Source organism: Rufibacter sp. XAAS-G3-1 (assembly GCF_013623775.1).
Lineage (GTDB): Bacteria > Bacteroidota > Bacteroidia > Cytophagales > Hymenobacteraceae > Nibribacter.
Window position 1 is genome coordinate 276,980 of the sequence record NZ_JABFAM010000003.1, and the last position, 15,738, is coordinate 292,717.

12 protein-coding genes are annotated in these 15,738 nt (G+C 51.8%); 6 read left to right on the forward strand and 6 right to left on the reverse strand.

Annotated features, from left to right (window positions below):
* Positions 1-78: 78 nt before the first annotated feature.
* A complete protein-coding gene (locus HHO50_RS02015; protein ID WP_181304332.1) occupies positions 79-588 on the forward strand; it encodes a phosphoribosyltransferase family protein in 510 nt (169 codons plus the stop codon).
* A 537-nt stretch (positions 589-1,125) separates the two neighbouring features.
* On the opposite strand, the gene HHO50_RS02020 is transcribed toward HHO50_RS02015, so the two are convergent.
* The 3 genes from HHO50_RS02020 to HHO50_RS02030 are packed head-to-tail and all read right to left on the reverse strand — an operon-like array spanning position 1,126 to position 3,808.
* Entirely contained in the window at positions 1,126-2,208 is a 1,083-nt protein-coding gene (locus HHO50_RS02020; RefSeq protein WP_181304333.1) for an MlaD family protein, read from the reverse strand.
* Positions 2,209-2,982, reverse strand: coding sequence for an ABC transporter ATP-binding protein (locus HHO50_RS02025; RefSeq protein WP_181304334.1), 774 nt, complete (start codon positions 2,980-2,982; stop codon positions 2,209-2,211).
* A gap of 13 nt (positions 2,983-2,995) precedes the next feature.
* On the reverse strand, positions 2,996-3,808 hold the full coding sequence (locus HHO50_RS02030; protein ID WP_181304335.1) for an ABC transporter permease: 813 nt from the start codon (positions 3,806-3,808) through the stop codon (positions 2,996-2,998).
* 514 nt (positions 3,809-4,322) lie between these two features.
* Here HHO50_RS02030 and HHO50_RS02035 point away from each other — a divergent pair.
* The 4 genes from HHO50_RS02035 (at position 4,323) to secDF (ending at position 9,256) form a co-directional block, all read left to right on the forward strand.
* On the forward strand, positions 4,323-4,919 hold the full coding sequence (locus tag HHO50_RS02035) for a non-canonical purine NTP diphosphatase (protein WP_181304336.1): 597 nt from the start codon (positions 4,323-4,325) through the stop codon (positions 4,917-4,919).
* Positions 4,920-4,995: 76 nt separating this feature from the next.
* Positions 4,996-5,619, forward strand: coding sequence for a uridine kinase (locus HHO50_RS02040; RefSeq protein ID WP_181304337.1), 624 nt, complete (start codon positions 4,996-4,998; stop codon positions 5,617-5,619).
* A gap of 101 nt (positions 5,620-5,720) precedes the next feature.
* Complete coding sequence (locus HHO50_RS02045) at positions 5,721-6,086, forward strand: hypothetical protein (RefSeq protein ID WP_181304338.1); 366 nt, start codon at positions 5,721-5,723, stop codon at positions 6,084-6,086.
* 179 nt (positions 6,087-6,265) lie between these two features.
* Positions 6,266-9,256: a protein translocase subunit SecDF gene (gene secDF / locus HHO50_RS02050; RefSeq protein WP_181304339.1), complete on the forward strand. Its 2,991-nt coding sequence runs from the start codon at positions 6,266-6,268 to the stop codon at positions 9,254-9,256.
* 712 nt (positions 9,257-9,968) lie between these two features.
* Here the strand turns inward: secDF and HHO50_RS02055 are convergent.
* Positions 9,969-12,221 carry a cation:proton antiporter gene (locus tag HHO50_RS02055; RefSeq protein ID WP_181304340.1) on the reverse strand — a complete coding sequence of 751 codons (2,253 nt, stop codon included), beginning with the start codon at positions 12,219-12,221 and terminating at the stop codon, positions 9,969-9,971.
* Positions 12,222-12,651: 430 nt separating this feature from the next.
* A complete protein-coding gene (locus HHO50_RS02060) occupies positions 12,652-13,047 on the reverse strand; it encodes a hypothetical protein (protein ID WP_181304341.1) in 396 nt (131 codons plus the stop codon).
* Between the two features lie 129 nt (positions 13,048-13,176).
* Between HHO50_RS02060 and HHO50_RS02065 the strand changes: the two genes are divergently transcribed.
* Entirely contained in the window at positions 13,177-14,058 is an 882-nt protein-coding gene (locus HHO50_RS02065; RefSeq protein ID WP_181304342.1) for a YitT family protein, read from the forward strand.
* 169 nt (positions 14,059-14,227) lie between these two features.
* Here the strand turns inward: HHO50_RS02065 and HHO50_RS02070 are convergent, their stop codons facing one another.
* Positions 14,228-15,652: an APC family permease gene (locus tag HHO50_RS02070; RefSeq protein ID WP_181304343.1), complete on the reverse strand. Its 1,425-nt coding sequence runs from the start codon at positions 15,650-15,652 to the stop codon at positions 14,228-14,230.
* Positions 15,653-15,738 lie beyond the last annotated feature (86 nt).

A 15,738-nucleotide genomic window follows, 5' to 3' on the forward strand; every position in this document is an offset into this window, starting at 1 on the left:
AAGATACAACTCTGCCGCGTGCCATGCGGCTGTTTTGGCAATTATTTTGGTAATTTAGCCCGAAAACAGCACCGCCCCATGGTCTTTACACTAGAGAACCGCATCCTGGACCATCACCAGATCCTGCAGAAAATCAAGCGCATGGCGTTTGAAATCTATGAGCACAACTTTGAGGAGAAGCAACTGGTACTGGCCGGCATCCACGAGAACGGCTACTTTCTGGCGCAACTGCTGGCCCAGGAACTGCGGGCTATTTCGCCTTTGGAGGTCTCTTTGCTGAAGGTGACGCTGCACAAGACCGAGCCACTCACCCATGACCTTGCCATCTCCCCTGCCCTTTCTTCTTTGACCAACACCACCGTTGTGTTAGTGGATGATGTCTTGAACACCGGTAAAACTTTAGCTTATACCTTGCGGGCGTTCCTGGACAAAGATTGCAAGAAACTGGAGATTGCCACCCTCATCAACCGCCACCACACGCTCTACCCTATCTCTTCTACCTACACCGGCTATTCTTTGGCGACTACCCTGCGGGAGCATATCAGGGTGGTGTTGGCGGAGCAGGAATGGAATGCTTATTTGCTGTAGGCGTTTTGGGGCTTGTTTTGGGAAAAGAGCCTGTAAATGGGTTTATTGAGAGATTGGAGAATTTCCTTTTTGGCTTCTCTGCTGATTTATTCTGAGCATTCTTGAGGTGAGAGACGAAGAGAGTTGCCGTAATTTTTGAGCAGTACAACCAAGCTGATCTGCTATTTCTTTTGTGCACGCTTTTTGTCTAGGCTGGCGTAGCGCGGTAGATTTGCTGGTTTATGGGCTTTCTTGTTTCCTTTTTCCCTCCGTGCGCTCCGTCTTTCTTGCCGAATAGTTTCTAGCTCTTTTCTACTGCCTTTTATACATTTGCCACTATGGCGCGGAAGATACTCCCGTGCCTCATGGGTTAAAAGTCACGGAAGTACCTTCCGCGCCATAGTATTAAATGCTTTCTCTAGTAGTAGCACTTCTATTCCAATAGCGCCTGCCAAGCGGGATTTTCCCCCTTCAAGGTAACACAAGCTGATTTACGTACAACAAAACAACTTCCCTCCTAATTTAGGAGGGGTGCCCGAAGGCCGAGATGGTACGTTGCTAATGAGCGGGCGCTAACGTGTCAGGAGGGGTTAGGGGGAGTTGATTTTTCTTGCCCTCCTTCTCATCCAGCTTCTGGAGCCTTTCCTGGCGTTCCTGCTCCCGTTCTTTCTGTCTGGCGTCGCGTTTGGCTTTGCGGCGGAAGAACCCGTTGAGCAGAATACTGTGCTGCAGGCTTTCCAGGGTGGCATCTAATTTATCTGTGCCAGATTCCAGGTTCTGCATGGTCATCTGCAAGTCCACGGCAAATTCCTGGTCGTTGAGGAGTACGCCTAGGGCATTGCTGTTAGAGCCGAATTTGTCGGTGGTGGTGTTGAGTTTGCTGGTGATCTGGTTTGCCGTGCTCATGACCTGTTCCAGTTGCGTCATGGTGGCTTGCAGCTTGTTGAACGTGACGGTATCGGTGAGCAACTCATCGGCTAGGCCGCCCTGGGTGTTCAGTTTGTTGGAGAACTGGGCCAGGGCCTGCGACGCCCGCACGCTGGTGGCCGAGGTTCTCTGTAAGTTCGCCAGAATGGCCTGGAAGTTCTGCGCCAGTTGGTCATCGGTGAGCAGGGCGCCGGCCAGGCCTTCGCCTTTGGCTAAACCAGCGCTTAACTGTTTGAAGTCATTGGTGATGGCCAGCAGGTTCTTGTTGTTTTCCTGAAGGGTCTGCATCATCTCTTCGGTGCTGAGTTGGGCCGAGGTGGCGATACGGTCCCCCGGTTGTATCACAGGCATTTGCGGGGTTCCTCCCGTGAGCACAATGGCTTTATTCCCAATTAGACTTTCTGAACCAATGGTGGCTTTCACGTCTTTGCGGATGTATTTCTGGGCTTCCTGGGTGATGTCCATGGTGATGGCTACCTGTGAGGGCCCTTCAAAGGCGATGCCTTGCACCACGCCTACCCGCACCCCGGAAAACAGCACCTGGTTGCCTATTTTCAGACCCGTTACGTCATCAAAAACGGCAGACACCTGAATGGTTTTGGTGAATCGTTTTTGTTGGCCGCCCAGCACAAAGATGCCTGCCACCAGAATCACCAGCGCTAAAAACACAAAGACTCCCACCACTACGGCTCGCTTATTTTCTACTGCACTCATCTAATCTATGAAATTGTAATCATGAAATAATTTCACCCGCTCATCTTGGGTGTCAAACACTTCCTCAAACGTTCCCTGGCGCTGAAACTGGCCGTCCAGCAGCATCACCACCCGGTCGCCCACGTCTTTGGCGCAGGTCAGGTCATGGGTGATAATGATGGAAGAGGTATGGAAGCGGCTTTGCACTTCGTTGATCAGGTTATTGATGTCAATACACGTAATGGGGTCTAGTCCGGCGGTGGGCTCATCGTACAGCATGATCTCGGGCCGCAGGATCAAGGTGCGGGCAATGCCTATCCGTTTCCGCTGCCCGCCAGACAGTTCCGAAGGCATCTGGTTAATGGTCTGGGACAGGCCCACGGCGTCTAGCACCACTTCTACCATTTTATCTACCTCGCCCCGGGTCAGGTCGCGGCGGTTACGCACCAGCGGAAACTCCAGGTTCTTCCGGATGGTCATGCTGTCATACAGGGCGCTGTTCTGGAAAGAGAAGCCTATTTTCAGGCGCAGCTGGTCTAGTGCCCGGCCTTTCAATTTGTCAACCCTCTTGCCCAGCACATTTACCTCCCCGGTATCGGGTTTGAGCAAGCCAGAGATGATCTTGATCAACACCGACTTCCCGGTTCCGGATTTCCCCAGCACCACCAGGTTCTCCCCTTTGTACAAGTCCAGATCCACGCCGCGCAGGACATCCAGATCACCGAAGGATTTCTCCAGCCCCCTGATGTTGATGACGCAGTTGCTTCTGTCAATAACCGGTTGTGTCTGTTTCATGGCCTTCTAAGTACTAACGGAGCGCCGTAATTATCTGCAAGGATAACAACTCCTCAATGAACACTAAAAACATAGCTGTTACTACGGACGAATTGGCTGCTTTGCCTACGCCCTCGGTACCTTTTGAAGAATTGTAGCCTTTGTAGCAGCCCACCACGCCAATGGTAAACCCAAAGAGGGCCGACTTGAACAAGGAAGAAAAGATGTCCAGAAACGTGATGGCGTCAAAAACCTGGGAAAAAAACGTCACAAAGCTGGTGCCTTCGTTTGCGTTCACATTCAGGAAAGCACCCAATAACGCCACCAGCATGGTGTACATCATGAGGGCCGGAATCATAAACGTAGTGGCCAGCACGCGGCTTACCACCAGAAACTTAAAGGGATTGGTGGCCGATACTTCCATGGCCTCAATCTGCTCGGTCACTTTCATGGAACCTAGTTCGGCTCCAATCATAGACCCAATGCGGCCCGCCCCAATCAAAGCCGTCACCAGCGGAGCCAACGCCCGCACAATGGCCAAAGACACCAACGAGGGCAGCCACGAGGTAGCCCCAAACTCGGCCAAAGAGGGCCGGGACTGGTTCATGAACACAATGCCAATGATAAAACCGGTAAGGGAAATAAGCGGCAGCGATTTCACCCCAATCTCAAAGCACTGCCTAATGATTTCTTTGAACTCATAAGGCGGCATAAACACCTCCTTAAAAAAACGACCGATAAACGAAGCGATGGAATTCAGCTCGGTGAACACGCGGTCTAATTGCTTGGAGAGTACCTGCGCGCGGGGCCGTCTTACCGGTTTATCGTCATCATTATGGAATTTCATCTATAGTCTTTGTTTTCATTTTCGGCATCCCTCCAATGCGGGACACCTGTCAGGCGCTGCTGAAGTCCACAACGCAATTCATGTGGTTTAAAAGCAGTGTATACGCTTTTACGTTGTCGCTTTCCTTTCATGCTCCATTCTGGCAAGAAGGAGCACGATTAACTAACTTCATACGTGGCTTTCTGTTTTAAGGCAAGCGCTGTTTTTAACCTGTTTTCCTGAAAAAAGCCCGAAAACGGAAAAACAGCCCATAAACAGCATTGTCCTTGCAGGATTCACCGGGAAAGCCGCGGCAAAATTACATCAAAAAGCCTGATGACCTATTAAAAACGTTGAGGAGTTCAGCGGCTGGGCAAGACGCTACCGTTCTTCCTAAATGCGTAGCTTGATGAACGTAGTAGAAATTCTGGTTACAGGGTTTCAAAACGAGTCACAACATCTACTATACAGGTTTTGTTTTTCTTTGAACTGCCGTTAACACGCAGTATCATTGCTGCACCTTACTTTATACCCCATGAAAATCTGTTTCGCCTCAAACAACGCCCATAAATTAAAGGAAATCCAGCAACTGCTGGGGCCGCCTTTTGAGCTGGTCAGCCTGGAAGCCCTGGGCTGCACCCAGGAACTGGCCGAAGACCAGGACACGTTGGAGGGCAATGCCCTGCAAAAAGCTTCCTACGTGTGGGAGAAGTACCAGGTACTCTGCTTCGCCGATGACACGGGGTTAGAGGTAGAAGCGCTTAACCACGAACCCGGCGTTTATTCTGCCCGTTACGCCGGCCCCGCCCGCGAAGACCAGGCCAACATGCAGAAAGTATTAGAGAAACTGCAAGGTCAGCCTAACCGAAAAGCCCGCTTCAGAACCTCCATCGCGCTTATTCTGGAAGAAGGCGAGCAGCACCTGTTTGACGGCATTGTGGAAGGCCACATCATGGAGGCCCCGCGGGGCGAACAAGGGTTTGGCTATGACCCCATCTTTGTGCCGGAGGGCCATGGCCGCACCTTCGCCGAGATGGACAGCCGGGAGAAAAACCAGATCAGCCACCGGGGGCGGGCGGTACAGCAATTGGTTTCCTTTCTGCAACACCGCTACGTGCAAACCGGCACCTGATAAATTCTTTTGAAGGCGCGTTAGGCATCATGCCCACAAAAAGCTAATTTTGCGCGCCGTAAACCAAACGTAATTTATGCATCAAAAGCCATTTATTGTAGGAATCACGGGAGGGAGCGCATCAGGAAAAACCACATTTCTGAGCAGACTACTGGCTTCGTATGCACCTGAAGACATTTGCCTGGTCTCGCAGGACAACTATTACCACGACCGCGACAAACAGTTTATAGACGAAAACGGCTTTCACAACTTTGATTTGCCCACTTCTATTGACAGCGAGGCGTATGCCCATGACATTCTCCAGCTAAGCAAAGGCGAAACCGTTTACCGCAAAGAGTACACGTTCAACAATGCAAACGTGATTCCGCGCCAGTTGGAGTTTAAACCGGCGCCTATTGTAGTGGTGGAAGGCATTTTCGTGTTCTACTTTGAACAAGTGGCCAAGCTGCTGGACATGAAGGTGTACATTGACGCCAAAGAGTACATCAAACTACAGCGCCGCATCTTAAGGGATAAAGTAGAACGGGGGTATGACCTGGATGATGTGTTGTACCGCTACACCAACCACGTGGCCCCCACGTATGAGAAGTACATAAAGCCGTTCAAGAACGATGCCGATGTGATCATTCCCAACAACCGCAACTTTGAGGTGGGCTTGGAGGTATTGGTGACCTACCTGAACTCTAAAATCAAAAAATAACCTTTTCTTACCCCCAAGGGCACTTAACAAAAGCCTCTGCTGTTCAACCCACAGCAGAGGCTTTTGTTTTCTTTAAGAATCCGCTATCTTTGCTTACAGAGATGAAACCCACGCACTACATACAACGTAATTGGCGGCTGCTTTGCACAAGCATTGCCTTGCTGTTGGTGCTCACGGTCAACCACCGGGCCTTACCGGCTTATGCCCACGTCTCGGCCTCCCCGGCAGAGCAGGCCGCAGTGAACAAACAGGGCCGCGATGCGGAATCATCTGTGGTGAAACAGAAAGTCTCTTTTGAGGCCACCACTTCTTTTGTTGCTTTAGAGATAGCTGAGCCTGCTGCCTTCCTGCGCCTCACCTTCATTTCGCCGGTGCAGCAATTGGTTAAAACATCCTTAGGCACCCCCTACTGGGCGTTCTTACTGCAACAACTGGCCACGCTGCCCATCTCTCCCAACGCTCCCTAGCGCCTCTGCCCGGAATTTTCCGCTTTTCACGCGCATTTCCGGGGTAACCTCCGCATTCACTTTCAGGGCTCTAGGCCTGGCGTTTTCTGCTTCCTTTTCAGAAAACAGGGCATAATCGGCTTAGCCGCCTCTTTCTAGTAGCATCATTCCTTTCATTTTTCTTTATTCATTCATTACCAATGCGTAACAAAGGTTTTATCCTTGCCCTGACGGTCATCGTATCGGCGTTGTGCCTGTACTATCTGTCCTTCTCTTTGGTCTCTAAAGGCGTAGAAGAAGACGCCACCCGGTTTGCCACCACCAAAACCGGCACCGTTGACCATTACAAAAGACAATCTTACCTGGACTCTGTCTGGAAAGCCCCGGTTTTCAACTTCCTGGGTGCGGAGTACACGTACCAGGAAGTAAAAGAAAGCGAGCTTGGCCTGGGTCTTGACTTAAAAGGCGGAATGCACGTAACGCTGGAGGTTTCTCCGGTAGAGATCATCCGGGCCATGGCCGGAAGCCGCAGAGATGCCGCTTTTGAGCAAGCCATCACCCGTGCCCAGAAGTTGCAGACCACCAGCCAGGAGAGCTTTGTAGACCTGTTCTACCGCGCTTACCGTGAGTTGCAGCCTAACGCGAAACTGGCTTCCATCTTCGCCAACAGCACCACCCGTTCTTTAAGCTACAACTCTACTGACAAGGAGGTTCTGAACGTCATCAACAAAGAAGTGGATGATGCGGTGGCCCGTTCTTTCAACATTCTGCGCACCCGTATTGACAAATTCGGGGTAAACCAGCCTAACATCCAGCACCTGAAGGGTACCAACCGCATCCAGATTGAGTTACCGGGCGTAGACAACCCAGAGCGCGTTCGTAAATTATTGCAAGGAACCGCTAACCTGGAGTTCTGGGAAGTATGGAGCGTACAGGAATATGGCCCTTATTTCACCCAGTTGAACGACTACCTGGTAAAAGAAGAAGCGGCTAACAAACTGAAAGGCACTGCTGCGCCTTCGGCTGCGCTTGCTTCGGCGGCTGACACTACCTCTAACGCCTTGACTGCCGCCGCAGGGGCAGATTCTTCTGCGTTGGCTGCCCAGTTAAGCAAACTCGCTGACAGCGCCGCTGCCCAGCAAGACTCCATCAACCCTAACCAAAGCTCACTTTTAGCGCGTCTGTTCACTACCCTGCCAGGTGGTTTAGGCACCAACGTGCGTGACACCGCCAAAGTAAACGCGCTGTTTGCCAAGTCGGAAGTGAGAGCGATCTTCCCCCAGAACATGAAGTTCCTGTGGGGTGTGAAGCCAATTGTTGCCAATGACGGGGCTGAGTTCCTGGAACTGTACGCCGTGAAGAAAGGCCGCGACGGCAAAGCCCCCTTAACCGGTGAGTTCATCTCAGACGCCCGTCAGGATTACGACCAGACCGGTCGCCCGGAAATCACGATGAGCATGAACGCCGCCGGCTCTAAAAGATGGCAGCGTCTGACCGGTGACAACATCGGTCGTCAGGTGGCGATTGTACTGGATGACTACGTGTATTCTGCCCCGGTGGTACAAAGCGAGATCAGTGGCGGTAACTCTTCTATCTCTGGTTCTTTCACCATTGAAGAAGCCCAAGATTTAGCCAACATCCTGAAAGCCGGTAAAATGCCTGCTCCTACCCGTATTGTGGAAGAAGCCATTGTGGGGCCGTCTTTAGGTCAGGAGGCCATTAACCAAGGCCTTGTTTCTTCTTTGGCCGGTATGGGTCTGGTAGTCTTGTTCATGTTTGCGTATTACAGCAAAGGTGGCTTGGTGGCTAACGTTTCCCTGTTCTTCAACATCTTCTTCATCATTGGAATCTTAGCCCAGTTTGGCACCGCCCTCACCTTGCCGGGTATTGCCGGTATGGTATTGACCATGGGTATGTCTGTGGATGCGAACGTACTCATCTTTGAGCGGATCAAGGAAGAACTGGCCTCGGGCTTAGGTATTCAGGAAGCGATCAAAAAAGGATACAGCAAAGCCTTCAGCTCCATCTTTGACTCCAACGTGACTACCTTATTGGCGGGTATTATTCTGTACTTCTTCGGGTCTGGCCCGGTAAAAGGATTCGCCATCACCTTGATGATTGGTATTGCTACTTCCTTCTTTAGTGCGGTATTCATTTCCCGTCTGTTAGTAGAATGGATGACCTCTGGCAAGAACTTCAACGGCCTTTCTTTGGAGACCCCGCTCTCCAGAAACTGGTTCAAGAACATCAAGTTTGACATCTTAGGCAACCGTAAGAAAGCGTACGTGTTCTCTGCGGCCTTCATTCTCTTTGGGATTGCGGCGGTCTTCATCAAAGGCGATTTGCCTTTGGGCGTAGACTTCAAAGGCGGTCGTTCTTACGTGGTGAACTTCAACAATCCGGTTGCGGCCTCTGAGGTAAGATCTGCGTTGGATGACGAGTTCAAGGGTGCCGGTACTGAGGTAAAAACCTACGGTTCTCCCAACCGCCTGAAAGTGACCACCAGCTACATTGCGGAAGATGAGTCAACCCAGGCTGATGAAACGGTAAGAACCGCCTTAGTTCAAGGTCTGCAACAGTACAGCGCGCAGAACCCAACCATTGTAAGCTCTTCTAAAGTAGGCGCTACCATGGCCGATGATATCCAGAAGACGGCCATCATTGCGGTGCTCCTTTCTTTTGCCGGTATCTTCCTTTACCTGGCGTTCCGTTTCAGCCGCTGGCAGTTCAGCTTGGGTGGGGTAATCGCCTTGATCCACGACGTGTTGATTGTGTTCTCGGCCTTCACCATTGCCAACCTGTTCGGGGTTTCTTTTGAGATGGATCAGGTATTCATCGCCTCTATCCTAACCATCATTGGTTACTCCATCAATGACACCGTGGTTGTGTTTGACCGGATACGGGAATACACCCAAGAGAACCCACGCTTGAAGTTCCGCGACATTGTGAACCCCGCCTTGAACAGCACGTTCAGCCGTACCATTATCACCAACTTAACGGTATTGCTGGTAGTGATTGTCCTGTTCATCTTCGGTGGTGAGACCCTGCGAGGCTTCTCCTTCGCCATGTTGATCGGTTCCTTGACTGGTACTTATTCTACCCTGTTCATTGCCGCTCCAATTGTAGTGGACACCACCAACGTAGACAGAGAGAAACTAGTAGCCACCAAACCAGTAGTAACTGCGGGCTAATTCTTAACCCGTTTCCACCAAAAAAGGCCAGACAATTGTCTGGCCTTTTTTATTGCTCCTTTACAGAATGCTGTAGTTGGGCCCAGTTAGGCGTTTTGGGGTCGATTTAGGGAAAACAGGCTTAAAACGGCAGAGGCGTAGACACTCATAAATCTAAAGACACTCCAAGGTCTTTGGAGCAGGCGGTATTACAGGGTGAGCCAATAAAAAACTGGCGCGAGACTCCAGTCTCGTGACATGGGATAAAGCGAGTCTCCAGACTCGCCGGGCACCACCGGCAGCATTACGCAACAGCAATTAACAGTAAGGGTAATGACTTCACTCGCTCACGTCCCGCGAGTGTTCTGTTCTAGTATATCATTGTTTTGATAGAGACTATCTCCGTTTTTAAGCCATTTTGGCTAAAAGTGGGCAAAAACGCACCGCTGCCCTTTCTGAGTCACACTTGTTTTAAGGCTGTTTTCAGAAAATAAACCAACAAAGGCCAGACATACATCCGGCCTTTCTGGCTCCCAATAGAAATCTCCGCCTCCAACTGGTATTTACCTGGTTCGCTTGCGCCAGAAGGTATATCACCGGTGATGGAAGATACTTTAGGTGATTGGGAATTAATCGGCCTGAGGCGTTTTAGCCCTGTTTTTGAAAAAACAGAAGGAAAACAGAAAATGTCTGGTCATCAGAAACCACCGGCTGGGCCAAGCTTCACCCCTGTTTACAACGGGGCTACTTCATTTACCAGGGTTTCCTCCAGTTGCTTAATGCGCCGGGGCACGCCCACAATCCAGACAATGTCGCCTTCTTCAAAATGAAGCTCAGAATCTGGGTTGAGAATGCGCTGGCCTTTCCTTTCAATCCCCACAATCAGACCCCGGGTTTTTTCACGTACGCCGGAGTGCCGGATGGATTTGTGCAGCAAGGCCGAGTCTGATTTCACCTGCAGCTTCTGTAGCCGGATGTCTTCTTTCTGTCCTTCTACCTCGTCTGGCAGCACAACACTGGTCTGGATAAACTGCCGGAAAGCTTCCATCTGTTCATCTGACCCAAAGACGTACAGTTTGTCTTTGGGGAACAGAAGCTCATTGCGGGTGGGGGCCAGAATGGTACGGTTGCCCCGCTCAATCACGGCCACGTTTATCCCGTATTTCTCCCTTACCTGAAGTTCCAGCAGGCTTTTGCCCACCACCACAGATTCGGGGGTGACGTCAAAGCTGGTAAGGTGCACATTCCAGGGCGTGAGGGTGTGGTGCATTTTGGCGGCCTCGTGGATTTCCCGGGCGTTCAGGTTCCTGACAAACCGGTTCTCAATCCTAATGTAGAACCGCTGGATTCTTTTGGAGAACACCACCATGAGCGTTGTAATCAACAGTCCCCCCAGAATAGCCAGCTGCACCGAGAAGAACTGGTTCAGCAGAAACCAGATGAAAAGGATAGCTACCGCGATGCGGCCAAACTCCAGGACAATGATGAGGCTTCGGTAGTTACGGTTGGCCCAGATACGGCCCTGCGCCTCTTGCTGCGGATGGTGCACCGCCAGCGCCCACAGGAAAGGAGCCATAAAGATGAGGGTAATGGCCGTGGTGACCACGTTGCCCAGGTTTCCGTCTACCAGATGCTGGGTGATAAGCGGGTTCAGGTAACGGGCAGAGAGCAGCACAATGCTGATGATGATGACCGAGTACACCACCAGGTTGATCATGTAAGACTTGAGCACCAGTTTCCAGTCGCTGGTAGTGGAGATGGTTTGGGTGCCCGAGCTGTACTCGTTCAAAGATTTCAGCCACTTCTCGGGCAGCATTCGCTCAGTAGCTCTGTACAGCGGCTCGGCTAACTGAATCATGTACGGCGTGGTGAACGTGGTAATGGCCGATACCGCCACTGCCACGGGGTACAGGAAGTCACTGGTCACGTTGAGCGTCACGCCCAGCGTAGCGATGATAAACGAGAACTCCCCAATCTGCGACACGCTCATCCCCGATTGGATAGAGGTTTTCAATCCCTGGCCCGAGATCAACCCCCCGGCGGTGATACTCACGGCTTTCCCCACCAGCGTTACCACCGTGATGAGGGCAATAGGCCCGGCGTAGGTCACAATCATGGCCGGGTTGATCAGGATTCCGACCGAAACAAAGAAAATAGCCCCAAAAAGGTCTTTCACTGAGGAGATCAGGTGTTCAATTTTTTCGGCTTTGGTGGTCTCCGCTAAGATAGACCCCATGATGAACGCGCCCAGCGCGGGAGAGAACCCCACTTGGGCGGCCAGAATGACCATGAGCAGGCAAAGCGCCAGGGAGACAATAAGCAGCGTCTCGTCATTCATGAGTTTGCTGGCTTTGCGCAGAAACGTGGGGATAAGGAAAATACCGCCCAGAAACCACAGCAGCAGGAAGAAAGCCAGTTTAAGAACGGCGGCCAGCATTTCTGAGCCGGCAAACTGTTGGCTCACCGCCAACGTGGAAAGCAGAACCATGAGCAAGATGGCCACCAGGTCTTCCACAATGAGCACCCCAAACACCAGGCTCGCAAACCGCTGCGACTTTACGCCCAGCTCGTCAAATGCCCTGATAATGATGGTGGTGGAGGAAATAGAGAGAATACCGCCCAAAAAGATGCTGTCCATGGTAGACCAGCCCAGGATCTGCCCGGCCAGGTACCCCAAGAGTAGCATCACCACCACTTCTATGAGCGCCATGACCGAGGAGGCGCCGCCCACTTTCACCAGTTTTTTAAAGCTGAACTCCAGCCCCAGGCTGAAAAGCAGGAAAATCACCCCAATCTCGGCCCAGATGGTGATGTTCTCCATTTCCATGATGGTGGGAAACAGCGCCACATGGGGGCCAACCAGCAGCCCCGCAATAATGTAGCCCAGCACCAAAGGTTGCTTCAGTTTTTTAAAGAGAAGCGTAGTAATACCGGCCGCCCCAAGAATGAGGCCCAGGTCTGTTACCAAATGTGGTAGGTGTGTCATATAGTATTATATACTTGTGATCTTAAGAAAACGCAATAATAAGCAGGAGCAACTCCAGGGCCCATCATTGGCAAGTAGTTTGGGATGTGCGTACCGCACTTAAAGCAGGCCCGTTCCGGGGGGCATTCCAAGGCAAGAGATACCCGGTGAACGCACTTTCCAAGCAAGTAAACCCAACGGAGTGAATAACGCCTGTTTTCACTAAAAGAGCCTTAAAACGCGCACCGCCTACGGTGTGCCCATCAAAAAAGAGGCCCCACGTGTAGAGAAGCTACTTTTCTGGCCACAACACAAATACGGAATGTACGCTGGGTTAGGTTCCTGCAGCCTGTCTCCGTTCAAGATGTAGCGACGGCCCCTCACCTATCTAATCTTTTTAAGAAGGGAAAGGCAGAGCAGGTAAATTCTACACCGGAACCAGGCAAGCTGCCTACGGGGCATTGGGCTGCAGCGCAGAAGGCAGCAACCGGAAAATGAAGAAAGACACAACGGCTGTGCCACCGTAAAGAGCTGGCCCTGTATTGCCTAAATATAGAGAAGGAAGTTCCACTAAGGCCGGTTTGAGGGCCGGCAGAAGTTCAAGGTTGGGCGAAGAAGAGGCCTTGGCATCTGGGAAAACATGCACCTCCTCCGGCCCTACATCTGGCTTTTCCCCGTCTGCCGGGCCGGGTGCCGTTTCAGGGCCGTTTTTCTCCATCTGCCCGAAAAACAGGAACCGATACACTTCCACCTCTTGCCCGGGCATGGTTACCGCCCAGAGCAACACCACCCACATGAGCGGGTACTTCAAGTGATGTTTCGCAATTCTGAGGAAGGAATTCAGCATTGTTACAAAATAAAAACGAAATGCCTTAAATGCCAAATGAACTTCTACGCTAAAAAATACCCACATTTTGATTATATTGGGAATCGGCATCCCACCAATGCGTAACCAGAACAGCTTAGCTCCCTCTTAATGGCCATAACCGCTCCCAACACCTTCACCCTTTCCTCAGAGGTAAAAAACATCATTCTCATTCTCCTGGGGGTTCTGTCTGCCAGCATGGGCCTGAAAGGGTTTCTGCTTTCCAGCCATTTGATTGACGGAGGGGTGACCGGTATCTCCATGCTGCTGACCCATCTCTTCGGGATACCGCTCTCCATCCTGCTGGTAATGATCAACCTGCCTTTTATTTTCATGGGCTACCGGTACGTGGGCCATGTCTTCGCCGTCAGGAGTGCGCTCGCCATCATAGGCCTTTCCCTTAGTCTGGTTTTTATCACGTTCCCAAGCTTTACGCATGACACCATGCTCACCGCTGTCTTTGGCGGGGTGTTCATTGGGTTGGGGATTGGTTTGGCCATGCGGGGCGGCTCAGTTCTGGATGGCACTGAGATTGCCGCCGTGCTGGTAAGCAAACGCTACCCGCTGCTAAAGGTGAGCGATGTGATCCTGATTCTGAACATCATCATCTTCCTGACCGCCGCGCTCTTCCTGGGCACCGACGTAGCCCTCTACTCCATTCTAACGTACTTCTCAGCCTCCAAGATGATCGATTTCCTGCTGCACGGGATTGAGCAGTACACGGGCGTCACCATCATCTCGGCGCAAAGCGAAGAAATACGGGTGACCATCACTGAGAAATTGGGCCGCGGTGTCACTATTTACCAGGGCAAACGGGGGTTCGGGAAGCGGGGCCACAACCTGGAGATTGACATTATCTTCACCGTGGTGACCCGCCTGGAAATACCGGCCCTGAGAAGGGAAGTGAAACTCATTGACCCAGATGCCTTCGTCATCCAACAGAGCATTGATGACACAGACGGCGGCATGGTCAAGAGAAGGCCGCTGCACTAGGCGCTCTGCAAGAATATTCACTCACAAGAAAGCCCTGCCCTGTTTTAGGCCTGTTTTCAGTAAAACAGGCCTAAAACAGGGCAGGGCTTTCTTGTGACCGTGTTTGAACTTTGTCTTTCGTGCTGCAAATGGTCATAGCAAGAATCGGCTTTCGCCGATGAACTCGCACTTAGGCATGCACCGCTTCTTCCACGGGCTTCTTCTCTGGGGTGTTCTTCTTGAGAAACCACCAGTACATAGGAATTCCGGTGAGCATTAGCACCAGTCCAATCCCTGCCTCACGGGGCCGCACCATAATGGTGTTGAAGAACAGGGCAATGCAAAAAAGTATCATAATGGCCGGTACTACGGGGTAGCCCCAGGCTTTGTAAGGGCGGGGTGCATCTGGCATTTTGCGGCGCAGGATGAAAACGCCCAAGGTGGTGGCGCCATAGTAGATGAATACCGCAAAGATGATCATATCTGTAAGCTGGTCAAAGGTACCCGACAGCACCAGCACGCAGGCCCAAACGCACTGGAAAACCAAAGACTTGGCCGGAACCTGCGCGTGGTTCAACTCGGCGGCTTTCCGGAAGAAGAGGCCTTCCCGCGCCATGGCAAAATACGTGCGGCAACTGGCCAGCACCGTCGCGTTGGTACAACCCAGGGTGGTCACCAGAATAAGGATGGAAATGAAGAATCCGCCACCGGCACCCCAGAAACTCTTGATGGCTTCAATGGCTGCTATTTTGTTTCCGGCCTGGTACACGGCTTCCAGGTCTTGGATGGGCAACAAGGCCAGATAAGTGGCGTTGACAAGCAGGTAAATGGCGATAACCGTGAACACACCAATGGTGATGCCCCGCGGGATGTTCCGGTGGGGGTCTTTGATTTCGCCCCCCACAAAGCCCACGGCGGCCCACCCCTGGTACGCCCAGAAAGCCGAGAGCATGGCCGCAAACACGGCACTGAACGTGACGGGGGTACTGGCAGGGGTACGCATGTCAAAGCTTCGGCTTAGGTCTGCCTGTCCGCTGCCCAACCCGAAGCATACAATCAAGCCAATGCCAATGAACACCAGCACCAGAATGGCGGAACTCAAGCCCGCGCCCGCTTTCAGGCCCCGGGTGTTAATCCAGGTCAGAAAGATAATGAGCAGGATGGCCGTCAGCTTCACGTTGAAATCCGCGAACGGATAAAAAACGCCCGCAATGTCTACACTGGCCCAAGATTCCAGCAAAGGCGGCACCTCTGCCAGACCGTGCAGTGACTGGGCAAACACATACGCCAAAGAAGAAATGGCCGCCGTCTGGATTACGGTAAAAAGCGACCAACCGTAGATAAAAGCAAAGAAACGGTTGTAAATGCGTTTATAATACGCGTACTCGCCGCCGGTATCGGCCAGCAGGCCGGCTACCTCGGCGTTGCTCAAGGCCCCGAACAAAGTGATAATGCCGCCCAACAGCCAGCAAACCAAAACCCACCCGGGCGAATGCAGCTCTGCGGCCATAGGGGCCACTTTCTTGTACACCCCAGAACCAATAATGTTCCCAATAACTACCACTATCACCAGGCGCAAGCCCAATGACCGGTGAAGCTGCTTTGTGTCGGCCATGTCCATGAAAAATTTCTATCAATCTGCCAAAAAGTATTGAGAAACCCTAATCCTGCAGGTGCTGCCCTCCTGAATAAAGCACATGA